This window comes from Deltaproteobacteria bacterium, assembly GCA_016874755.1.
Classification (GTDB): Bacteria; Desulfobacterota; Binatia; order UBA9968; family UBA9968; genus DP-20.
In genome coordinates, this window is record VGTH01000066.1 from 1 (window position 1) to 22,829 (window position 22,829).

At 58.6% G+C, this 22,829-nt stretch carries 18 protein-coding genes and 1 pseudogene; 5 read left to right on the top strand and 14 right to left on the bottom strand.

Going from position 1 to position 22,829, the window contains the following annotated elements:
- Nucleotides 1-257: 257 nt before the first annotated feature.
- The 3 genes from FJ145_24910 to FJ145_24920 form a co-directional block, all read right to left on the bottom strand.
- Nucleotides 258-1,349, bottom strand: a complete 1,092-nt coding sequence (locus tag FJ145_24910; GenBank protein MBM4264652.1) for an amidohydrolase — start codon at nt 1,347-1,349, stop codon at nt 258-260.
- Nucleotides 1,350-1,375: 26 nt separating this feature from the next.
- Nucleotides 1,376-2,392: an ABC transporter substrate-binding protein gene (locus FJ145_24915; GenBank protein ID MBM4264653.1), complete on the bottom strand. Its 1,017-nt coding sequence runs from the start codon at nt 2,390-2,392 to the stop codon at nt 1,376-1,378.
- Between the two features lie 127 nt (nt 2,393-2,519).
- The gene (locus tag FJ145_24920; GenBank protein MBM4264654.1) at nt 2,520-2,999 is read right to left on the bottom strand and encodes a CBS domain-containing protein; all 480 of its coding nucleotides are present in this window, start codon (nt 2,997-2,999) and stop codon (nt 2,520-2,522) included.
- Between the two features lie 582 nt (nt 3,000-3,581).
- On the opposite strand from FJ145_24920, the gene FJ145_24925 reads away from it, so the two are divergent.
- The gene (locus FJ145_24925) at nt 3,582-4,511 is read left to right on the top strand and encodes a DUF4394 domain-containing protein (GenBank protein MBM4264655.1); all 930 of its coding nucleotides are present in this window, start codon (nt 3,582-3,584) and stop codon (nt 4,509-4,511) included.
- A 6-nt stretch (nt 4,512-4,517) separates the two neighbouring features.
- On the opposite strand, the gene FJ145_24930 is transcribed toward FJ145_24925, so the two are convergent.
- From FJ145_24930 to FJ145_24975, 10 genes are all read right to left on the bottom strand, one after another.
- Nucleotides 4,518-5,147: a hypothetical protein gene (locus FJ145_24930; GenBank protein ID MBM4264656.1), complete on the bottom strand. Its 630-nt coding sequence runs from the start codon at nt 5,145-5,147 to the stop codon at nt 4,518-4,520.
- Between the two features lie 72 nt (nt 5,148-5,219).
- On the bottom strand, nt 5,220-6,170 hold the full coding sequence (locus tag FJ145_24935; protein ID MBM4264657.1) for an ABC transporter substrate-binding protein: 951 nt from the start codon (nt 6,168-6,170) through the stop codon (nt 5,220-5,222).
- Between the two features lie 21 nt (nt 6,171-6,191).
- Nucleotides 6,192-7,199, bottom strand: a complete 1,008-nt coding sequence (locus FJ145_24940) for an LLM class flavin-dependent oxidoreductase (GenBank protein ID MBM4264658.1) — start codon at nt 7,197-7,199, stop codon at nt 6,192-6,194.
- Nucleotides 7,200-7,333: 134 nt separating this feature from the next.
- Nucleotides 7,334-8,449, bottom strand: a complete 1,116-nt coding sequence (locus FJ145_24945) for an ABC transporter substrate-binding protein (GenBank protein ID MBM4264659.1) — start codon at nt 8,447-8,449, stop codon at nt 7,334-7,336.
- The gene (locus FJ145_24950; protein MBM4264660.1) at nt 8,434-9,699 is read right to left on the bottom strand and encodes a M20/M25/M40 family metallo-hydrolase; all 1,266 of its coding nucleotides are present in this window, start codon (nt 9,697-9,699) and stop codon (nt 8,434-8,436) included. Before FJ145_24950 ends, FJ145_24945 begins: the two co-directional genes overlap by 16 nt.
- 10 nt (nt 9,700-9,709) lie before the next feature.
- Nucleotides 9,710-12,388, bottom strand: a complete 2,679-nt coding sequence (locus FJ145_24955) for a xanthine dehydrogenase family protein molybdopterin-binding subunit (protein MBM4264661.1) — start codon at nt 12,386-12,388, stop codon at nt 9,710-9,712.
- Nucleotides 11,998-13,032 carry a hypothetical protein gene (locus FJ145_24960; protein ID MBM4264662.1) on the bottom strand — a complete coding sequence of 345 codons (1,035 nt, stop codon included), beginning with the start codon at nt 13,030-13,032 and terminating at the stop codon, nt 11,998-12,000. Before FJ145_24960 ends, FJ145_24955 begins: the two co-directional genes overlap by 391 nt.
- Nucleotides 13,033-13,056: 24 nt before the next feature.
- Nucleotides 13,057-14,079, bottom strand: coding sequence for a hypothetical protein (locus FJ145_24965; GenBank protein ID MBM4264663.1), 1,023 nt, complete (start codon nt 14,077-14,079; stop codon nt 13,057-13,059).
- Between the two features lie 61 nt (nt 14,080-14,140).
- On the bottom strand, nt 14,141-16,417 hold the full coding sequence (locus FJ145_24970; protein ID MBM4264664.1) for a xanthine dehydrogenase family protein molybdopterin-binding subunit: 2,277 nt from the start codon (nt 16,415-16,417) through the stop codon (nt 14,141-14,143).
- A 95-nt stretch (nt 16,418-16,512) separates the two neighbouring features.
- Entirely contained in the window at nt 16,513-17,544 is a 1,032-nt protein-coding gene (locus FJ145_24975; protein ID MBM4264665.1) for a hypothetical protein, read from the bottom strand.
- A 72-nt stretch (nt 17,545-17,616) separates the two neighbouring features.
- Between FJ145_24975 and FJ145_24980 the strand changes: the two genes are divergently transcribed.
- The 4 genes from FJ145_24980 to FJ145_24995 all read left to right on the top strand — a co-directional run bounded on the left by FJ145_24980 (nt 17,617) and on the right by FJ145_24995 (nt 22,359).
- Nucleotides 17,617-19,200 (top strand): peptide ABC transporter substrate-binding protein, encoded by a 1,584-nt coding sequence (locus FJ145_24980; GenBank protein ID MBM4264666.1) that lies wholly within the window; start codon nt 17,617-17,619, stop codon nt 19,198-19,200.
- Between the two features lie 95 nt (nt 19,201-19,295).
- Entirely contained in the window at nt 19,296-19,787 is a 492-nt protein-coding gene (gene accB, locus FJ145_24985) for an acetyl-CoA carboxylase biotin carboxyl carrier protein (GenBank protein MBM4264667.1), read from the top strand.
- A gap of 160 nt (nt 19,788-19,947) precedes the next feature.
- On the top strand, nt 19,948-21,315 hold the full coding sequence (accC, locus tag FJ145_24990; protein MBM4264668.1) for an acetyl-CoA carboxylase biotin carboxylase subunit: 1,368 nt from the start codon (nt 19,948-19,950) through the stop codon (nt 21,313-21,315).
- A 174-nt stretch (nt 21,316-21,489) separates the two neighbouring features.
- Complete coding sequence (locus FJ145_24995) at nt 21,490-22,359, top strand: MBL fold metallo-hydrolase (GenBank protein MBM4264669.1); 870 nt, start codon at nt 21,490-21,492, stop codon at nt 22,357-22,359.
- A gap of 180 nt (nt 22,360-22,539) precedes the next feature.
- Here FJ145_24995 and FJ145_25000 read toward each other — a convergent pair.
- Nucleotides 22,540-22,701 (bottom strand): annotated as a pseudogene (locus tag FJ145_25000) (YjbQ family protein).
- Nucleotides 22,702-22,829: the final 128 nt, after the last annotated feature.

Consider the following 22,829-nt stretch of genomic DNA (forward strand, 5'->3'; position numbering starts at 1 on the left):
ACGAGGAAAACCCATGACACTGTGTCGATCGAAGTGGAACTCTGGAGGAGCGAAGGCATCAGCGCAGATCGTTCGGTTTGATTCGCCGATGCTTGGCATCTCTTCGACCTTTTCACTGCCATTCGCAGAGCAGGGCGACCGCCGGTCGCCCCTACAGGGCGGCATCGAAGCGGATATCTGTTGCCTTCGCTCCGGAAGAGTTTCACTTCGATCGCGTTGCAGCGATGAATAATCCGGGCTAATAGGGCCGGAACAGCTCAGAGTCCCAACCCCAGCAAGTTAATCGCGTTCTCGCCCAAAACTTTTTTCTTATTCTCTTTGGATATCTTCGTACTCTGTGCCACAGGTCCGGTCACTTGGCCGGGCTTGGACGAATCCCAATGCGGCGAATCGGTGGCCAGCACCAAGCGATCGCCGCCTAAATATTCCACCGCCCATTCGAACAGGCCGTCTTCGAAGGGTTCGCAACCAACAAAGACGCTCTCGTTGAAAATTTCACTCGGCTTGCGCTTCTGCCACGGCACCAAGTGCGGCAGTTTTTCCCAGTGCTCATCCATGCGCGACAGCCACCAAGGCATCTGCGATGCGCCAGTCTCCAGACAGATGATTTTCAAGTCGGGATGCTTCTCCATCACGCCGCCGCAGAGATACACCATCAAGCAGACCATGCTTTCGATCGTCCGCCCGACCATGTGCGAGAAGAAAAAATTATCCGCGAAGCGATCATGCCCCATCGAGCCCGTCTTGGTGTCGTGGAAAATGATCGGCGTCTTGGTTTTCTCCAGCTCGTCGAAGATCGGATCGAAGTGCGGGTCCCACCATTCTTTACCGGGGATCGGCGTGGCTTTGACGTTCAAAGCCTTGCTGCCCAGCTCGCGCGAGCGGTGCAGCTCTTTGATCGCTTCTTTGGGATCTTGCAGGGGAATGACGCCGGCCCACATGAGCCGGCCTTTCTGCTGCGAGGAGTACCAGTGCATGTAATTGTTCTGTGCGCGAGCGTATGCGGCGCCGAGCTCGGGATCGTCAACGAACCAGAGGATGTCCAGCGCAGGCGAGTTGGGCGACAGCACGGCGACGTCAATACCATCGAGATTCATGTTGCGCACGCGCCCTTCCGGCGTCAGGTCAGCGGGTGTTACCCATTCTAATTTCTCAGCCTTTTGTCGGCCGAGCTCCGAGCCGATCATGATCTGGTTGCCGACGAGGGTCTTGCGCCGCTCGTTGTCTTTGGTCGGCAACTTTTTTGGCAAGAACTCTTTGTACTTCGCTTCGATCGTCTGGTCCCAGCTATCGAGATCGCCCACTAAGTGGCTGTCGAGGTCGATGACTTTCATTCCGTCTATGGCCATGTCGAATTCCTCCCTCGCTTAGAAATTTATTTTGCCGGCGCCTTCGCGCCGAGGATCTGATCGAGATACCCGCTTTTTTCCAATTCCCGCAGATAGGTTTCGTCAATGATCTTTTCCAGATTGATCTGGGAAACCTTCGGATTGCGCTCTTTCATGAAGCGCTGGATATTTTTCAAGCCGTCGACGCCGACAAACGGCTTGCGCTCGACCCCAGTGACATAATCCTCCAAGCCATCGGCCGCCATCGCCGGATCGCGTAGCCCCAAACGCTTGGACAGGATTTCAAGGATCGAGCTTTTGTTCTGCGGATTGAGCACGTAGGCGTGCCCTTCAACGAGGCTCTTAACCACATTGCGAGCGGTGGCACCATGCGCGTTTAGGTAGTCGGCCTTCCCCACCAGGGCCGTACCGGTAAGCGCGATTTTATCCGGCTCGCCGGGCAGATAGTAGCCAGCGCGCCTAAGCTTACGGCTAAAGACGCCGGCTAACGCGGCGCCTTGAATTGTCCCGCCTTCGAGGGCCTGGCTGATCACCCGCTGATCGCCGAACGATGAAATAGATATCTTGTCGCGATCGATATTCAGGCCGATCTGTTCAAGAATTAACAGCGCCGACATCCAGCCGGTGCCGCCGATGCTGGTGACGCCAATGCGTTTTCCTTTGAGGTCGGCTGGCGTCTTAATCTCCGGGCGCGCTACCAATTCACTCTGCACCCGATTGGCAAAGGAGGCGAGCATGCGCATGTCCAAGCCACCCACGACGGCGCCGAGCGTTGCCGTGCCGCCGGTGTAGCCGAAATGGACATCGCCGGTGTTCAAAGAAGCGATCAACGTCGGTGAGCCGGGAATAAAAATCAATTGCGCATCGATGCCATTTTTAGCAAAGAAGCCGCGATCCTGCGCCGCCCAAAGGGTCAGAACCACCGAGCTCATCGACGCGTGGCCGATGACGACTTTGCTGCGTGTCTGGGCGTGGATCGGGTTAAACGGAAGAAGCAGCAGAACAACAAGAAACGGGTTCACTAAGAATTTTTGGCTGGGCAATGCGCGCGCTCCTGCTATCGGCAACTACGTGTCCGATAACAAAGCGCTCCGCTGCTGTCAAACCAAGGTTTTTGAATAGATACAGCGGCGGGCCAGGACCAGGGTGAGATATTGGAAAGTCTTGTGACTACAGATGCGCGTTGCGTTCGATGGAGCGCTGCACCTGCCGGTAGGTTTTCAAGAGATCGGTGGACGTAACGATGCCCGACACCAGGCCGCATGCGTCTACCACCGGGAGGCAGTTGATCCGCTTCGCCACCATCAGGTCGGCGGCCACCGACAAAGAAACATCCTCGGTCACAGTGCTGGGTTTGGCGGTCATGAATTCGCTCACGGGGTGAGAGTGCCAGCCGCTTTTGACCGCGTGGGCGCGCAGAATATCGCGGTCTGAGATCACGCCTGCGAGTTTGCCGCCGGCTTCAACGACTAGGAAATGACGAAACGCATATTGATTTAACAGGCTGGCCGCGTCCGCCATGGATTGGTTCGGACTCAGGGTAATCAGGGTGCGCGTCATGATGTCGCTCACGGACATCGGCGCGCCGATCAGTTCGCGTTCATGGGGCGCCTCAGCCTCGCGTATCGCTGCGTTGTCGATTCGAATCACGGCAATCCTTTCTCGTTTACACCGCTTTTTGGAAGAAACGTTCCTCGATGGTTTGGCTTTTCCGGGCGCCTGCGCTTCCTACTTGTCGAAATTATCGGCGTGTGGGACATGGCGCTGAAGTCGACTAAGGAGCGATTTTCCCAACAATGCGACGAAGACCCTATTGCCGGGCGCATCCAGATGGGTTCGACAAGTGGGGCGCAATCGCCTATCGAGGAGCCGTTGGTCGAACTCTTTAAATCAAAGAACGCGAGGAGAATCCAAAAATGCCGCTCGTCTGGACTTTTTTATAATAGTAGCTCATGGTTTTTTCGCGCAGGAAAATGCCGGCGCCCAAACCTACCCTAAGCAGAAAAGTTGATCGCACAAATCCGCGAAGAACACCGCACCGTAGAAAAAATCGCCAAACGGGCGGGGCTTGTCAAATAAGTTTACACTGGCAATCGTTTTCGGTTCTCATAGCTGTCTATTTCTCGTAAAATCTGGGCGGCGGAATTATTCGGCTAGGCCGGTAAATCCAAACGGCACGGTGCGGACGCACTTAGGATAATTGCGAAAAATTATCCTAAGAAGGAATCACCGATGGAAAACAAAAGAAACGGTATCAACCTGCGCCTGGGGCTGGCGCTTGTGGCCAGTTTGGTCGCCGCCAGCGTCACATCATCAAGCCGTGCGGAAACTATTTACGGCGTTACCACTAGCAATCAGCTGGTTAGCTTCGACAGTGCCTCCCCCGGCGCAGTCAGCTCGCCGCTGGCCGTGAGCGGCCTTGGCGCAGGCGAACAGATCCTCGGCATCGACTTTCGCCCGGCGACGCCCGGGGTTCTCGTGGGCCTCGGCAGCGGCGGCAATGTTTACAGCATCAATCTTGGCAACGGCGCGGCGACGTCGATTCTTTCCGGCCTGAGTCTCAATGGCAGCGCCTTCGGCGTCGATTTCAACCCGGTGCCAAACGCACTCCGCGTCGTCAGCAACAACGAGCAAAACCTGCGCATTACCGCCGGCGGCACTGGCGTGATCAACAACGATGCGGCTCTGAACCCCGGCAATCCCAACATCGTCGGCGCGGCCTATAGCAACAACGTCCCCGGCGGCGTCAACGGTCAGACTACGCTCTACGTGATCGACTCCCTCACGGATCAGGTGCTCACGCAAGGCAGCGTGAACTTTCCCCCCGGAACCTCGCCCAACACCGGCACGTTATTCCCGGTCGGGGCCCTTGGTTTTGACACTGGCGAAAATGTCGGCTTCGATATCTCCGGCATCACCGGCGTCGCTTTTGCGTCGCTCACCGCGCCGACCGGCATTGCATCTCAGCTATTTACCATCAATCTTGGCACCGGAGCCGCCACCTTGGTGGGAGGGATCGGCGGTGGCACGGCGCTGCGAGGTATTGCGGTAGTCAACGTGCCGGAGCCATCCAAGCTCGGACTGCTCGCTGTTGGGATTTTGGCGTTAGCCGGCATTCCGCTTTTGCGTCGTCGCGAGAGCTTGGCGCAAAATAGTTTGTAACGACCCTTAGGCTAGCGACTTGACGCAGTCGCCATGCATTTCGCGCCACGATCGGCGCATGGCGGCCGCGTCAAGCTCGGTAAAACATTCGAGCGACAAATTTTCCGAGCGAGCTGCGTCGAGCCGAGCGAGGCCGTGCTCAAACAGCGGTCGAGCCTCCTCGTGCCGCCCCGTCTTGTGATAAGTCGCCGCGAGTGTGAGGTTGGTGAAATAGCAATCGGGCCCCAAAGCCAAGGCCAATTGTTGAACAAACTCAGCTTCCTTAAAGCGCTCCTCTTTTTGTATTTCGTAGCCAAAACGGGCAAGCAAACAGGCCACCTCTTCGGTCGCTCTGGCAGGCTCAAAGTCGCGCGCAATGTTTGGCAGTTTGTCTTTTGTATATCCATAGTCCTCCGCCAGCGAGACGAACCGCATGACGGCTTCCTTCGAGGCCAAGCGTACAATCAACTCACTGAGGAAGCCGTGCGGCAGATCCTTCCAACCGCGCCGCTTCATCAATATACGAAGCAAGGCTTCGCCTTCGGAAAGGCCGTTCCGCGCAAGTGCGTCATACTGCCGCAGCATCGAAGTCACGCGCGACTTCGGCGTGGCCACACGGCGAGATAACAGCCGGTAGACAGGAATGGCGACGATCAACGCGATGACGAGAAAACTAACGAATTCCATTGCCGCTTGGGCTTCGAGCCATGGCTCCTACAGAAGCGTTGCCTATTTGCCGCCAAGCACATTGATGAACGAGCGGTCGACCATTTCATCGAGCGTGACACGCCGTTTGATGCGCCCCTGATCGAACTCTTCGTTGGCGACGGTGGCGATGCCCTTCTCGGCGATTTTCCCATCGACGGGGAACGAGTCGCGGTATTGATCGTAGCCCGCCGGCGCATGGACCGGGTCCATTTTGACAAACTTTCTCAAAGCCCGGATCGCTTCATCGCGATTGTCGCGCGTCAGCCGCGTTCCCTTCTGATAGGCTCGTAAAAATTTCGTCACCTGCTCGCGCTCTTTGTTCAACCAACCTTCGCGCGCAGCAAACGCTTCGTAGGGCCACTCGGGATACATCTCTTTAAGATCGAACAGCTTACGAAAGCCCATGGTCTTGGCCTGCTCGGTCACCGGAAACCAAAGGATCGTCGCATCGACGCCGCCGGAGCTGAGCGCCGCAAAGCGCGCCGGCGTGCTGCCAATTTGGAGGATCGTCACTTCCTTGGGATCGATGCCGAAGCGCAGCAAACTCGCGCGGGTGAGAAAATCCGACAGCGAGCCGAAACGGCTGATGGCGAAGCGTTTTCCCTTGGTCTCTTTCATCGAAGTCAGCTTGGCGTGGGAATAGAGCTCGAAGGGCATCAAATTGCAGATACCCCAAAAGTTCTTCACGTCAATTCCCTGCGCCCGCCCCAACACCGTCTCCGCCACGGCGCTCGCCATAATCTGCACGTCGCCGCCGATCATCGCCTGCAAGTTGGTATTGCCGGAATTGAACATGACCGGCACCACGTCGAGGCCCTCGTCCTTGAAGAAACCCTTCTCAATCGTGACATAGATCGGCAAAAACGCGACGTTGACCGAAGAGATCCCAACCACGATGCGCGCCGAGGCGGCGGAGGGCAATATGATAAGCGTAAAGAGCAGCAATCCAAACAACGACGCACTCTTTCTCATGGCCAGTCTCCTTCACTCAATTTAAAGTTTTGCTATTACCTTCTCGCCGAACAACTGCATCGAAGCAAGAATCTCTTCCTGCGGTAAACCGGGCGTCCAGTCGAAGCGCGGTAAAAAATAACTCACGCCGAGCCGGCTCTCATATTCTTTCAATTGCTCGATGCACTCCTCCGGCGAACCAAGGATGAAGCGCCCCTGGGCCAGTTTGTCGAAAGCCCAGCTCAGTTCGTTGGGATCGTTCATCGCCTCGTTCTGTTTCCACTTGACGTAGATCGCCCGATAGAGCTGCTCCAAGCAGGGCCGCGCTTTTTCGACGGCTTCCTTGCGGCTCTTGGCAACGAAAGTCTCACGAATGATCGGCATCTCCGGGGCGCCTTGTTTACCGGCATCCCGCCAAGTTTTGCGGCACAACTCGACCTGCCGCTGCAACTCGTCGATGGCCGAGTGCGGCCCGATCATCCAGCCGTCGCCGATCTGCGCCGCGCGAACGACAGCGGCATCGGTGTTCGCGGCAATCCAGATCGGCGGCCGCGGCTTCTGCAGCGGCTTGGGATCGACGCTGACATTTTTCAATTTGAACGCTTTGCCGTCGAAGCTGACATCGTTTTCGGTCCACAGCCGTTTGATAATCTCGACGCCTTCGACAAAGCGATTGAAGCGGTCGCTCTTGGTCAGGTTGAAAGCATTCAACTCTTCCTGGCGGTAGCCCAAGCCAAACGCCGCAAAAGAGTTGCCGTTGTTCAAAACGTCCAGGCTCGCCAGCTCGCTCGCCACGGTCACCGGATGGCGCAGGCCGAGCAGCATCACCGCCGGTCCGACAGCGCAGCGCTTCGCCTCAGCGCAAAGCCGCGCCAGCGCCGGCACCTGATTCACCCGTTGCAAGCCGGGGATGTTATAGTGATCGCCCATCGAAAAGGCGTCGAAGCCGGCGGCATCGGCGACCCGCACCTGCTCGATCAAGGTCGGCATCAGCGATGCGCTTGGTTTGTCGATGGAAACTTGGGGATTGAGTTGCACGCAAAATTTCATAAAAGATCAACCTTCGTTCTTGTTCCCTCGCCCTCTGGGAGAGGGCTAGGGTGAGGGCGCTTTCGAGAGTAAAACACTGCCAAAATGAGCCCTCATCCCGACCTTCTCCCGGAGGGAGAAGGCACGATCACGATTTATTTGTAGAGTGTCTGAATAAACCCGCTCTTCTCCAACTCCTGCATCAAGCTTCCGTCAATGTAATCCTTGGCATCGCCCGATGCCTTCGCCGGACGATCCTTGCCGAGGAGCTCGATGCCCATCTTCACGGCTTCCGTGCTCGGATAGGGAACCTTCAGCATCTGTTCAATGACCACTTCCTGGAAACTGTCTTCCAGCGCCTCGCGGTCTTTCTTCGGGTCCATGCGCAGATGTCTTGCCATTACCGCGATGGCAAACTCTTTCTCCGCTTTCAAATCCCGCACCGCTTCCAAGTACGCACGCAAAAAGCGCAGCAACGTATCGCGCCGCGTCGCAATATATTGCCGGCTTGCCACCACGCCTTCCTGGGGGAACGGAATACCGAGCTTGGCCATGTTGATGATTGAGTTAAAGCCCGCCCGCTGCGCCGCGCTGCTGAGCGGCGGAATCACCACCGTGCCGTCGATGACGCCGGCTTTAAGCGCAGCGTAACGCTCGGTCTGGCCGCCCACTTGCATGATGGTGACATCTTTGTCGGGATTGATCCCCGAGCGCTGCAGCGCCACGCGCAGCCCGGCGTCGCTGCTCGAACCGAAGCGGCTGATGGCGAGCTTGGTGCCTTTGAGATCTTCGGAGCGCTTGATGCTTGGCTTGACAATCAGCGAGTAGGGAAACCGATCCATGTGGGTCGCGACCATGACGAGATCGGCGCCGCGCACGGCACCGCTCAGATAGGCTCCGCCCATGACGGCGAAGTCGAGGCTGCCGCCAACCAAAGCCTGCACCAACTGCGTGCCGCCTTGCATGACGATGATCTCCGCCTCCAAACCATGCTTCTTCAACCGCCCGCGATCCTTGGCCGCCCACACCGGTGTAAATTCCGCGCTGAGACCGGGAATGCCGATGCGGATGTTTTGGGCGAGCGCCGAGGTCGCTGCTGGAAAATGAAATACTAGTGCTAAAGCGATGATGGGGATTGCACCACGAAGGACACGAAGATCGGATAAAGAAATTTTGCAATCTTGTTCTTCTCCTACCTTCGTGTCCTTCGTGAGTTTTGTGGTGAAATGGATATTTCTCGTTCCCACAGCGCACCTCACTCCGTCTCGCAAAGCTTCAGCGCCGTCAGCGCGTACACTTTCGTCGACGCCAGCAGATCGTCAATCTTCATCGCCCGGTTGCCGGCGCCGCTCATGGGCTCGCGCTGGCGCGGCGGGCCGTAGCAGACCGATGGAATGCCCACTTCGTTAAACACGTTCAAATCGCGCCACATGCTGGTCTCCGCCGAGGGCGGCTCCGGAGGCTCGTTGTTAAACACGTAGCGGTGCGCTTCGCTGATCGCATCGATCAGCGCCTCGGCGTTCTTGGCGATGTAGCCGCGCGAATATTGGAACAGCGACACTTCACAGTTGAGACCCAACGGCTTGAGCGCAGCTTCGATCTCCCTCCTGACCGAGTTGGGATCTTTGCCTGGTTTAATCCGTACGTCGACGAAGACGTCGCAGAACGGGCTTGGCCGGTCGACCCGCCCTGAGCCGTGTACTTCGACGATCTGCGCTTTCGGGATGATGGTGCCGCCGGCGAACTTCATCGTCTCGCGCTTTTCGTATTCGATGGCCCAAGCTTCAATGGCATTGATCACCGGCACCGCTTTGATGAACGCGTTGGGATTTTCCTGGACGGAATTGCCGCGGATGTAGCGCGGGGTGTAAACCTCCCTGCCCCAAACCCGGACGCGGTACCAGCCCGCGCCACACTCGGCTTGCACGACGCCGAACCCCGAGGTCTCGCCGACTAGCGCATAGTCGGCCACCACGCCGCGATCCACCACCCACTTGGTGCCAAAGCCTTCGCCGGGAAAGTTAATGCCCTGATGCTGACCTACCGATGGCGCGCCGGTCTCGAACGCTACGGCCGTCAATGTGAGATCGCCTTTGAGTTTGACGCCGCTCCGCTTGATCGCGCGCATGGCGATCATAAAAGCGCAGAGCTGCGCCTTGTCGTTGATCATGCCCTTGCCGAACAGCATATCGCCGTCGACCCAGGCGGTTTCCATTTTTAGTTCGTCGTCCGTCGCATCGGGCCCAGGCTCAGGACCCGTGTCCATGTGCGCGTTCCAGATCAGGCTCTTGCCTTCCCCCGAGCCGCGCAGCGTCGCCACGGCGTTGACGCTGTCGCTGGTGATGAACTGCAGCTCGCCCTTGATGCCCGCGGCGCTGAGCCATTGCAGCACCGCCTCGCCAAGTTTTCGCTCACGGGCATGAAAGCTCGGCGTGTTGCCGAGCTGCAGACAGAGATCGACGAGATCTTTCTTTTGCTCGTCGATCGCCTTGATAATCTTTTCGTAATTCGCATTCGCCATCGCCTTAACCTCACTTGTATTCGCGCAGCGCGCGCCAGACTCGCTCGGGCGTCAGCGGCAGCTCGCGCATTCTGACTCCAGTGGCCCGCGCGATGGCGTTGCCGATCGCCGGCGCGATGGAGACAATACCCGATTCGCCCATCCCCTTGGCCCCGTAGGGACCGGGCCCGTCCCGATTTTCCACCAGCTTCGATTCGAAAACTTGGGGCAGGTCGGTAAAACATGGCACGCGGTAGTCGACCAAACCTGGATTCAGCAGTTGTGCCCCTTCGTACACCATCGATTCGAATAGCGTGTGGCCCAGTCCCTGAACCGCAGCGCCTTCGTCCTGCCCATGGCAATGTTCGGGATGGATCGCCTTGCCGACATCGGCGACGCTAACATATTTGTGCAGAACAATCGCTCCAGTTACGCCGTCCACAGTAAGATCAACGCCGCCCATGCCGGTCTCCCAAAATACCGGCAACTGGGTGTCCATGCCGCCGCCGGGACGAATGTAGCCGCGGCCGACCAGTTCGCCCCCCGGCATGCCGAAGTAAGCGCTGACAATCTTGGCATAGGACAATCGCTCGTCTCCAGCGCTAGCTTCGCCGTCTTTCAACAGGATTGCCTGTGGGCTGGCTTTGAGAACTTCGGCCGCTGCCCCTAACAACCGCTCGCGCAAATCTTCCGCCGCGGCTTTGACGGCGTTGCCCATGACGGTGGTCGACCGGCTTGCTCCGGTGGAGCGATCAAACGGCGTGTAGTCGGTGTCGGTGCCGCCCACGGTCACTCGCTCGACGGCTATACGCAGCTCTTCCGCGGCGATCTGACACAGAATCGTCCGCGTGCCCTGGCCCACCTCGGTGCTGCCCGCCATGACGATCACACTGCCATCGGCGAGGAGCCGCAGCAGCGCCACCGAGACCGGCATCGCCTCGGAATCGGTGACACCCACGGCCAAACCCAACGCGCGACCCGTCGGAAGATTTTTCCCCTCGCTCCAACCAATCCCCGCCGCGGCCTTGTTGATGCCGACGCGAAAATCGGCGTCGATCGCTTTGGCGCCGTCGCGCAAGCGTTGTCCCGGCCGCAGCAGATTTTTCAGCCGCAGATCGAGCGCATCGATACCAAGTTTTTCGGCCATGGAGTCCATATGCGATTCCAGCGGCCAGATCGACTGGGGACCGCCGATGGAGCGCATCGAGCCGGCGGGAACGGTATTGGTGTAAACAGCCAGTACATCGATCTGACAGTGCTCGATGTCGTAGGGCCCGTGCACTCGGTTGGCGACGCGCTTGGCGACGCGCGGTCCGTTGTCCGCGTAGGCGCCGGTGTCCATGATTACTTCGGCCTCGCGGGCGACGATGCGGCCATCGCGCTTCACGCCCGACTTGATGCGGCAGCGCACAGAATGACGCCGGATCGTCAGCATCGATTCGGCCACGCTCTGCGCCACGCGCACCGGTCGGCCGGCGGTTTTTCGCGCCATGGCCACCACCATCGGTTCGATCTTGAAATAGGACTTACCGCCATAGGCGCCGCCGACAAAGGGGACAATGACCTCGACGTTTTTCTGCGCATAGCCAAACATGTGGGCAATCTCAGAGCGAATCAAAAACGGGTGCGCCGACGACGTCCACAGCGTGATGTTATCGCGGATTACCTTGGCAATGGTCGTGTGCGGCTCCATGGTGTAGTGATAGATCATCGGAAATTCATAGTGCTCTTCGATGATCTCGTCGGCGGCGGCGAATCCCTGGGCCGTGTCCCCCTTGGTGAAGCGCTCGTGATGGCAGATGTTGGACTTTTCCGTATCCCCGACGCCGGCCATCTCGTGAAACTCGCCGACGCCGGCGACGTTCTCATGCAGCAGCGGCGCGCCTTCGGCCAAAGCATCGGCGACGGTTGCGAGCACAGGCAACTCCTGGTAGCGCACTTCGATCAAGCCCAATGCTTCATTGGCCGTTGCCGCCGTTTCCGCAGCTACGAGCGCGACCGGTTCGCCGATGTAGCGCACCCGATCGACGGCGATCAGCGGGCGGTCGCGCAAACAGTGGCCGTAAAAAGGATCGATACCCGTGAGATCTTCGCGCGTAAGCACCGCGACCACACCGGGAAAAGCTTCGGCTTTGCTGGCATCGATGGCAGCGATCAAAGCGTGGGGCACTGGGCTGCGCAGCACTTTCGCATGAAGCAATCCGTCAAGCGCCAGGTCACCCGTGAACTTGGCCTGACCGGTAACTTTTTCGACGCCATCGATGCGTCTTGGGCTGGTGCCGACGACGCGAAATGAAGTTGGCTGCGTGCTCACGGTGACTATTTCTTGATGCCGATAATGTCGCGCAGCTTGTTCGCCAGGCTCGCTTCGAGCTTGGTCAGCCCGGCCACCACGCGCTCGATTTCCGCTGCGTCGACGGGCTCCACTCCCAATTTGGCTTGACGCATTTCGGCAAGGAATTGTGGGTCCTTCATGGTTTCTTGAAAGGCGCGCTGCATGCTTCGCACCAAGTTTTTGGGCGTCGCCGGCGGCAGGGCAAACGGGCGCAAAATAGTCGCCTGGTCGTGGATGCCGACTTGAATCAGTTGTTTGCCTTCGTCGGTCTTGGCCTGCTCGATGGCCAACGGCACCTTGGGCAAATCGGCTTCGGCTTTGGCCACGGCCTGAATCACCACCCGCGCATCGCCGCCATCGAGCGCCTTCGCCCATTGCGCTTTCATCACTTCCCAGCCCCAGCATAAGCCGCCCAATTCACCGCCATCCACGGCCAGGCGAATATCCGCCGTGCCTTTGTAGCCGGAGACAATTTGCATGGGCAGACCCAAGGCAGCCTGGAGCACCCGCGGCACATCGTAGGTCTCGGAACCTGGACCGGTGGCGCCCAGCTTCACCGGCGATTTGGCGCTCATCCAGCTGCGCAGATCGGTTACCCCTGTGGCCTTGGTCACCGCGCACACCGCGTCCAACTTCGATGGCGCTCCCAGCCACTCAAATCTTAGCGAATCGAACTGCGCTGCCGGATTGCCGAGCAGCTGCCCCGTGACGACGCCGCCGATGAAGTGGCCGATGGTCAAGCCATCCGGCTTCGCTTGATTGTACGTATGATTAGCCGCGATCAAACTCCCAGCGCCGGGCATGTTGTCGACGACAACCGTCGGCTTGCCGGCAAGATACTTGCCGTAGTGGCGCGCGATGGCGCGGGCGTAAGCATCGAATCCGCCGCCGGGAGAAAAGCCAACGACCATGCGGATCGTCTTGCCCTCGAAATTGGCTTCTTGGGCAGCAGCAGGGGTGACCCAAACCATTGCCATTAGCACCACTGACAGCAGCGAGGCAGCCCGCGATCTTGTCATCTATCCTCCGATCGGAAGCAAGATTTACTTGTAAAGAATGTCCTTGAAGCGATGCACCAGGCTCGGGCGCAGATGGAAAAGCCCATGGACAATTTTTTCAACCTCTTCGCCGCCGACGGGTTCGATATCGAGCCTCCCTTTCTCCGCGTCGGCCTTAAACATTGGGTCGTTGAGCGTGTCAAGAAACGCCTTGCGCAAGAGCGCCACACGCTCCTTTGGCGTCTTGGGCGGCAGAACGAAGGGGCGAAGCATGGCGCTCTGATCGTGGATTCCCACTTGGATCAGCTCACGCGCTTCAGCTGTCTTCGCCTGGTCGATCGCCAGGGGAACCTTCGGCAGATCCGCATGGGCCTTCAGCCAATTCTGCAACACGACAACGACTTCGCCCGATTCCAGCTGCTTGCCCCAGGGGCGCTTGGTACCATCCCAACCCCAACAGCCCCCTGCCAACTCGCCGCTCTCTGCCGCCACGCGAATCTCCGCCACGCCTTTGTAGCCGCTGACCAACTGCACGGGCAGGCCGAGCGCTTCTTTGAGCACCCGCGTCACATTGTCGGGCGTCGTCGATCCAGGGCCGAGACCGCCCATCTTCACCGCTGTTTTTGACGCCCTCCACCTATCCATGCTCGTGATACCGCTCGCTTTGGTAAACACGCAGACGGAGTGATCGATCACCGGGGCGCCGACGTATTCGAATTGACGCGCATCGAACTCGATGCCCGGCTGATCGAGAACCTGACCCAACAAAAGACCGCCGACAAAGTGCCCCATCGACAGTCCATCCGGTTTAGCAACATTGTAAAGATGGTTGGCCGAGATCAAGCCGCCGGCGCCGGTGCGGTTTTCAACTATGAAGGACGGATTTCCCGGAACATGTCTGCTCATATGGCGGGCGATGGTCCGGGCGTAGGCATCAAAGCCGCCGCCCGCCGAATAGCCGACGATCATCTGAATGGTTTTGCCTTGGTAGTAAGGTTGTGCTGGGGCGCTGCTCGGGATCGACGAGAAACCAGCAACAATCACGAACAACTTCATGAGCAGGACCATAAGAATGCCTCCCACCGTTGCGATTCGGAGAGAAAATTAGAGCTAAGTTCGCCCCACACTGTCAACCCTTGTGCTGCTTCTCCTTGCGGCCGCCGAGCGCGCGCCAGACTCGCTCCGGCGTCAGCGGCAAATCGCGCACCCGCACGCCGGTGGCGTTGAACAACGCGTTGCCGATGGCCGGCGCGGCGGACACCACGCCGGACTCGCCCATGCCCTTGGCACCGTAGGGACCCGGGCCATCGCAATTCTCGATGAGCGCCGAATCGAACTGTTCTGGTAAATCGGTAAAGCGTGGCACGCGGTAGTCGACCAGGCTCGCGTTCAGCGGTTGGCCGTTTTCATACTCGAGCGATTCGAAAAGCGTATTGCCCAACCCCTGTACCGTCGCCCCTTCGTCCTGTCCTTCCGCCTGCACGGGATTAATCGCTTTGCCGACGTCGGCCACGGTGACATATTTTTCCAGCTTGATCGCACCGGTCTCTTCGTCCACCGAAATTTCCGCGGCGCCCATGCCGGTTTCCCAAAATAGCGGGAAAGTCTTTCCCAGCGCGCCGTCGGGACGCATGGTGCCGCGCCCGATCAATTCACCGCCGGGCATGCCGAAGTAGGCGCTGACGATTTTCGCATATGAGATTCGTTTATCGCCTGCGCTGGCTTCACCATCTTTCAGCGAAATATTGCCCACGCTTGTTTTGAAACATTCGGCTGCCGCATCGATCACCTGCCGTCGCAAGTCTTCCGCCGCCGCTTTCACCGCGCTGCCCATCACCGTGGTCGAGCGGCTCGCGCCGGTGGAGCGATCAAACGGCGTCGCCAGCGTGTCGGTGCCGCGCATGATCACGCGCTCGACCGGAAGCGACAGCTCTTGCGCGACGATCTGACTGAGAATCGTGCGTGCGCCCTGCCCCACTTCGGTCGTGCCGGCGAGTAAGATCACGCTGCCGTCGGCGAGGAGTCGCACTAGCGCTACCGAAACGGGCATCGCTTCAGAGTCAGAAACTCCAACCGCAACTCCGACACCCTTGGGCGCTTTGCGCTTTGCACTCTGCCAGTCAAGCGGCGCCACCGCTGCTTTCGTCCCCTGGCGCAGATCGGCGTCCACCGCCGTCGAGCCGGGCTTGAGCGTTTCGCCGCGATCGAGCAATTGCCGCATGCGATATTCAAATGGCTCGATACCGCAGCGCGCTGCGATCGAATCCATGTGCGACTCCAACGCCCAGATCGTCTGCGGCCCGCCAATGGAGCGCATGGAACCGGCGGGAACGGTATTGGTGTACAGCGCCAGCACGTCGACTTTACAGTGGTCGAGCTTATAGGGCCCGATCATGCGGCTGATGACTCTTTTCGCCACGCGTGGCCCGTTGTCGGCGTAGGCGCCGGTGTCCATCACGACTTCCGCTTCGCGCGCGACCAGTGTGCCGTCGCGCTCGATGCCGGTTTTCATGCGAATGCGCGCGTTATGGCGCCGCGTGGTCAACATCGATTCGGTCACGCTCTGGACGACGCGCACCGGCCGCCCACCGGCTTTGCGCGCGATGGCCACGGCCAGCGGCTCGATCTTGAAATAGGACTTGCTGCCGTAGGCGCCGCCGACAAAGGGCACGATCACTTCGACCTTGGAATGGGGATAGCCAAACATATGCGCCAGCTCGGAGCGCACCAGAAACGGATGGGCCGAAGAGCTCCACAGCGTAATGCCATCGGCCGTCACCCGCGCCACCGCGCTGTGCGGCTCCATGGCATATTGGTAAATCATCGGAAAGGTAAATGTCTCTTCGACGATTTCCTCGGCTTCGGCGAAGGCCTTATCAGGATTCCCTTTGATGAAGCGCTCACGATGACAGATATTGCCGCCAAAAGTCTCACCGACCCCGGCGACGTCGTGAAATTCGCCGGTGCCCGCTTGGTTCGGATGAAGCAGCGGCGCGCCTTCGGCCAGCGACGCGTCGGCGTCGGCAATGATTGGCAGCTCGCGATACTTCACGTCGATCAACGCCAGCGCTTCTTCGGCGATGAGCCCATCTTCAGCCGCAACCACCGCCACCGGCTCACCGACGAAGCGCACGCGATCAGTAGCGACCACCGCGCGGTCGCGCAAACAGTTGCCATAATAAGGATCGATATCTTTCAGGTCGTCACGCGTGAGGATGGCAACTACGCCAGGCAATGCCTGCGCTCGGGTCCAGTCTATTAAGACAATTTCTGCGTGCGGCAGCGGGCTGCGCAAAACTTTCGCTTCGAGTAGATCAGAGAAATTTAAGTCACCGGTGAATTTCGCTACACCGGTGACTTTTTCAACGCCGTCGATGCGGCGAGTGGGAGAGCCGATAAATGTCATTCTGAATTACTCACCACGAAGGCACGAAGATCACGAAGTTCGGATAAAAACCTTTTCTGACCTTCGTGCCCTTCGTGGTGTAAAAAGATCCCCACTCAGATCACCGACCGTTCCGGCAAGATCGTCTTCAACACGCGCAAATAGTTGCCGCCGAGAATCATGCGAATCTCGTCGTCCTTGTAGCCATGTTTCTGCAAGCCATCGATCAGGTTCGGCAGATCCTCGATCTCCTCGAACCCTTTGATCAGCGGGTCTTTGTGCAGCGGATGATGCCGATCTTTGAGCGTGCGCGGTCCGTCGTATTTGACGAAATCCATACCCAGTGCCATGTGCTCGATGCCGATCAGGTTGATGATGTAGTCCATATGTTTGAGCATGTCCTCGACGCCGACTTCGCCTGCGCCGACTCGCTCCGGCAGAGCGAGAATGCCGACCAAGCCGCCCTGTTTGGCGATCGCCTTCAACTGCTCGTCGTCTAAATTGCGTGGATTTTTCAACATGCCGCAGGCGTTGGCGTGGCTGACTAAGAGCGGCGCCGTGGCCACATCCAACGTCTGAAAAAAGCCCTCACGGTTCATGTGCGACAAGTCGACGATCATGCCGAGGCGGTTGGCTTCCTTGATGACTTGAACGCCGAAATTCGTCAGCCCGCCGCCGGTGCGGTTTTCCCACACGCCGTCGCCCAACTCGTTGCGAAAATTCCACACGGGCTGAATCGAGCGCAGCCCCAAGCGATAAAAATTTCTTAAGTTCTCGATGCTGCCGCGCAGCGGCATGCAGCCTTCAAAATGCAGCAGAAATTTCACCGTGCCGGGCTCGGCTTTCTCGGGTAGATCGCCGCGGGTCTTGACCATCTGAATCATGCCCTCGGAGCGCGGCGCTTCTTCGAGGAACTGATCGATCTGTTCGAGGGCGGTTTCCAAATAGCGCCCGGTATTTTGCGAGTGCGAATAAGAATCGCCGCAGATCGCATAGACCGTCATGTTGATGCCGTCGCGGATCAAGCGCGGCGCCAACGCATCGCGGACCGGCGACTCTTCGCCGACCGATTTGCGGTAGATCTGTTCGTAGACATCGCGGTGGCCTTCGATCACCAGGCTCGACATCAACAACTCTTTGGCGTCCATCTGTTTTCCTTTTCTTGAAGCGCTCCGACTATTGGGGTAGTAATAGCGGCTAAATCCTTCTCAAGCAAGGTAATCTCTTTGAACCCACGCAAGCTGTTTTGCCTATTCGCGCTCGTTTTGACGGCGACCTTCGGCTGCAAGTCTGCACCCAAGGGTGGCGCCGATAATCACTTCCGCGTCAATCTCGGCGTCGAGCCGCCGTCGTTGGATTGGTCCAAGGCCACCGACCATGTTTCGTTCAATGTGATTTCCAATCTGATGGTCGGCCTGAGCGAATTCGACAAAGATCTCAAACCCGCGCCGGTGGTCGCCAAATCTTGGGATGTTGTCGACGGCGGCAAGAAGCTGGTGTTTCACCTGCGCGATGACGTGCTCTGGAGCGACGGCAAGACAGTGCGGGCGCAGGATTTCGAGTATTCCTGGAAGCGGCTGCTCAATCCGAAGACCGCGTCGGAGTATGCCTATATCCTCTACGACATCGTTAACGCCGAAGCCTATAACCGCGGCAAAGCCGAAGCGTCCAGCGTCGGCGTGCGCGCCCGCGACGACGTTACCCTCGAAGTGGAGCTGAACCATCCCGCCTCCTACTTTCTCGCCATCACGACCTTCGAAGTGACGTTCCCACAGCGCCAGGATGTCATCGAAAAATTCGCCACGCGTTGGACCGAGCCTGGCAATATCATCACCAACGGTCCGTTCACGCTGGCTTCTTGGAAGCATGAAAATGAAATCGAGCTCCAGGGTAACCCGAAGTTTTTTCGCGGCAAGCCGGCCATGGATCGCGTGACGATGGTAATGGTGAATGAGAAAACCACGGCTCTGGCGATGTATGAGCAGGGCAATCTCGATTTCATCGACAACCACAGCATTCCGGCGCTGGAGAAGAAAAAGCTTGAAAGCAAGCCGGGCTTCAAGCGCGTGCCGCAGTTGCGCGGCTACTATTACGGCTTCGTCATTGACCGAAAGCCGTTCGATGACGTGCGCGTGCGCAGGGCGTTTTCCTTAGCCATCGACCGCAACGTGTTTCCGACCATCCTGCACGGCGGCGAAATCCCCGCGACCTCGTGGATTCCCCCAGGGATGCTGGCACACAAAAAAGAGCTTGGCCTTCGCCTCAATGTCGAGGAAGCCAAGAAACTGCTGCGTGAGGCCGGCTACCCTGACGGCAAAGGCTTTCCTCCCGTGGTCTTAGCCTACAACACCGAGGAAGACCACAAGCTGGTCGCTGAAGCGGTGCAGAGCATGTGGCAAAAAAACCTCGGCGTGGTGGTCAAGCTGGAGAACCAGGAGTGGAAAGTCTACCTAAAAAAGCTGCAAAACGATCCGCCCAACATCTTTCGCCTGGGTTGGGGCGCAGACTATCCCGACCCGGATAATTTCATGAAGCTGTTCACCGCCAACAGCGGCAACAACCACACGCGCTGGAAAAATCCGAAATACGACCAGCTCTTGGAACAAGCGGCGCGCGAGTTGGACAACGGCAAGCGCGCCAAGCTCTACGACGAAGCACAGCAGATGCTCATCGAAACGGACGCCGCCATCATGCCATTTTTCTGGACCGCCGAAAGCACGGTGCTCAATCCGAAATTCGCTGGCGTGGAGTTCAACTCCATGGCGCGCATGGACCTGCGCAATGTGCGGGTAGCGGGGAAATGATTCGAATACAGAATCACTGCCACTGTGTTGATATCGACGACACATTCATGCTAGGTGCGAGAGAATAACCAATCATCGAGGGAAAGGTAGAGCTCATGGAACTCAGCGAAGACGACGTCCTGCATATCTTGAAACTAATCGACGAGTCGCATTTCGATTACTTCCAGCTCGAAGTGGGCGATTTGAAAATTACCGTCAGCAAGGGCGACCCCATACCGCTCGGCAGCAACGCGCAACCCGTGGTCATCAGCGCTGCGCCTGCCACTGCCGCACCAGCAGCAGCGCCGAAACCAGCAGCGGCCCCCGCCACTGCACCGCAAGCTGCGAAGCCCGCAGCGATTCCCGAAGGCCACGTCGCGATCACGGCACCGCTGCTAGGAACCTTTTACGTCGCGCCCGAGCCAGGCGCACCGCCATTCGTCAAAGTCGGCCAGAAGGTCACCGAAGACACCACCTGCGGCTTGATCGAGGTCATGAAGGTCTTTAATAGCGTGCGCGCCGCCGTCAAAGGCACCATCGTCGAAGTGGTCGCGCAAAACGGCAGCTTCGTCGAGTTCGGCCAGCCGCTGTTTATTGTAAAACCGTAGATCGAATTATCTCGAGCAGAGGCGCAGAGGATAGAAACAACTGAGAGCCTAAACCCTCAGGTCCAGCGCTGAAGCAGAATCGTAGTCACCCTAGGGGCAGGTCTCAGACCTGCCCCTCTCGCTTTATGCGCGTGAACACTCTTTTATCCAGGAGCTCCCCATGAGCGTCACCCGAGTCCTAGTAGCCAACCGCGGCGAGATCGCCGTGCGCATCATCAAAGCCTGCCAAAGTCTCGGCATCGAAACCGTCGCCGCGGTCTCCGACGCCGACCGCGAGAGCATGGCGGCACAGATCGCCAATCGTTCGGTCTGCATTGGCCCACCGCGCTCGACGGACAGCTACCTGAAGGTGGAAAATCTCATGGCCGCCGCAATCGGCACTGGCTGCGACGCGCTCCATCCAGGGTACGGATTTCTCTCAGAACGCGCCGCTCTCGCTGAAGCTTGTGTCGAAAACAAAATCACCTTCGTCGGCCCGAGCGCGCAGAACATCACTATGATGGGCGACAAGCTCGAAGCGCGCAAAATCGCTCGCGGCGCCGGCGTGCCGCTGGTGCCCGGCTCCGATCAAGCGCGCAATCCGCACGAAGCGGCGCAGCTCGCGCGGGACATCGGCTTTCCGCTTTTGCTCAAGGCCTCCGCCGGCGGCGGCGGACGTGGCATCAAGCTCGTCTGGAATGCCCACGAGATCGAAGACACGTTCAAAATGGCCGCCGCCGAAGCGCGCGCGGCCTTTGGCAACGACACCCTCTACATGGAGCGCTACGTCGGCAACGCGCGCCATATCGAAGTGCAGATTCTCGGCGACCAGCACGGCAATGTAATTCATCTCGGCGAGCGCGACTGCTCGCTGCAGCGGCGCCATCAAAAGATCGTCGAAGAGGCGCCGGCCTACGCCGTGCCGGCGGAAGTGCGCGGGAAAATTTGCAACGCCGCCGCCACGCTGGCGCGCAGCATCGGCTATCAGAGCGCGGGGACAATTGAATTTATTTACGACAACGACACGGCGGATTTTTATTTCCTCGAAATGAACACGCGCATCCAGGTCGAGCACCCCGTGACTGAAATGATCACCGGTGTCGACCTGGTCGGACAGCAACTGCGCATCGCCCGCGGCGAGCCGCTGCCGTTCATGCAATCCGACATCAAGTTCAACGGCCATGCCATCGAGTGCCGCATCACCGCCGAGTCGCCGCAGCACGACTTTCGGCCTTGCCCCGGGCGCATCACCCAGTGGCAGGCGCCCATGGGGCCGGGCATTCGCCTCGATACCCATTGTTACGAAGGCTACATGGTACCGCCCTATTACGATTCGCTGCTTGCCAAGCTCATCGTCCACGCCAACACACGCCAGGAATCGGCGGATAGAACCAATGTTGTGTTGGATAATTTTCACGTCAGCGGCATCGACACGCTGATTCCGTTTCTCAAAGTCGTCATTGCCGACGGCGAATATCGCGACGGCAAAGTGAACACGCGCTGGTTGGAGAAAAAGTTGGCAGACTACTCGGCCGCACTGGTGGGATGAACAAGCAGGGAGCAAAGAGCGCGGAGCAGGGAGCCGGAAACCAGGTAGCGCGCCGCTATCTCTGACAATAAGCTGGCGAGCTATCCGATCCGGCTCTGGCTCCCTGCTCCATGCCCCCTGCTCCCTGCTGACTTGTGACCTCTGACTTCTGATCTCTGATAGCAGGAGGCGCCCATGGCAGACGCACCCAGTAATCTCTTTCGTGTCACACTGCTCGGCACCGGGGCGCCGCCGCCGGTACTGGACCGCTTCGGCCCGAGCACGCTGGTAGAGGTTGGCAAAGAAAAATTCATTTTCGACGCCGGCCGCGGCGCCATGCAGCGGCTGCACCAATTGGGCATTCCGTTTGCCGACATCACCGGACTGTTTCTTACCCATCACCACTCCGATCACCTCGTCGGCTTTGTCGACCTCTGGCTCACCGGCTGGATCGGCCGGCCGTGGGGCATGCGAACGACGCCGTTAAAAGTTTGGGGACCGGACGGCACCAAGCAGATGATGGAGCATCTGCCCAAAGCGTTTCACGTCGATATCCGGGTGCGCAGCCACAATTATCCGCCGGACGGGGTCAAGCTCGAAGCCGATCAAATCAACGAAGGCATGGTCTACGACCGCGGCGGCGTGCGCATCTTCGCATTCGAAGTTGACCACGGCGGCGAGGCTTTGCCTGCGTTCGGCTACCGCATCCACCATCGCGGCCACTCGGTGGTTTTATCGGGGGACACAACGTTTAATGAGAATCTGATTCGCTACGCTCAGGGAACTGATTTACTCGTCCACGAAGTCACCGCGGCCGCGGGCGCTGCGGCGGAAAACAAAGAACAGCTGAAGCGCATCAGCGCCAATCACACGACGCCAGAGCAGGCGGGCATCGTCTTCTCCCGCGTGCAGCCGAAGCTGGCGGTCTACAATCATCTGCTGTTGTTCGGTGGGGCAAAAGCAGAAGATTTGATACCGGCGACGCGACAGAACTACACGGGACCGTTGGTTGTGGGTGAGGATCTAATGCGGTTCGAGATCGGCGAGAGAGTTACAGCGATCTAATCGCTGTGAGCTTGCTGCGTTGTCGCATCTGCGTAGGATGGGTTGAGCCCCAGCGATACCCATCATCCTACGTCGGTGGGTAGCGGTTATGCGCCTCAAACCCACCCTACTAATCTGTGAAAAAACAAAGAGCCTCTCCTGCCCCGGACTTGATCCGGGCATGAGGGCAACCACACGACTTCACTCGCCAATGATTTTCACCAACACCCGTTTTCTGCGCCGCCCATCGAACTCACCATAGAAAATCTGCTCCCAGGGGCCGAAGTCGAGTTTGCCATCAGTGATCGCGACGACAACCTCCCGTCCCATGATCTGCCGCTTCATATGACCATCGGCGTTATCCGAGCTATGATCAAAGCGTGTGGAAATAGGAAATAGGTAGGCGTACCCTTTCGCGAATCTAAAAACGAAAGGCTGCCTGTTGGCGCAGGCAGGAAAGGATACGCCGATGAGAGAAAAGCACACTGAGG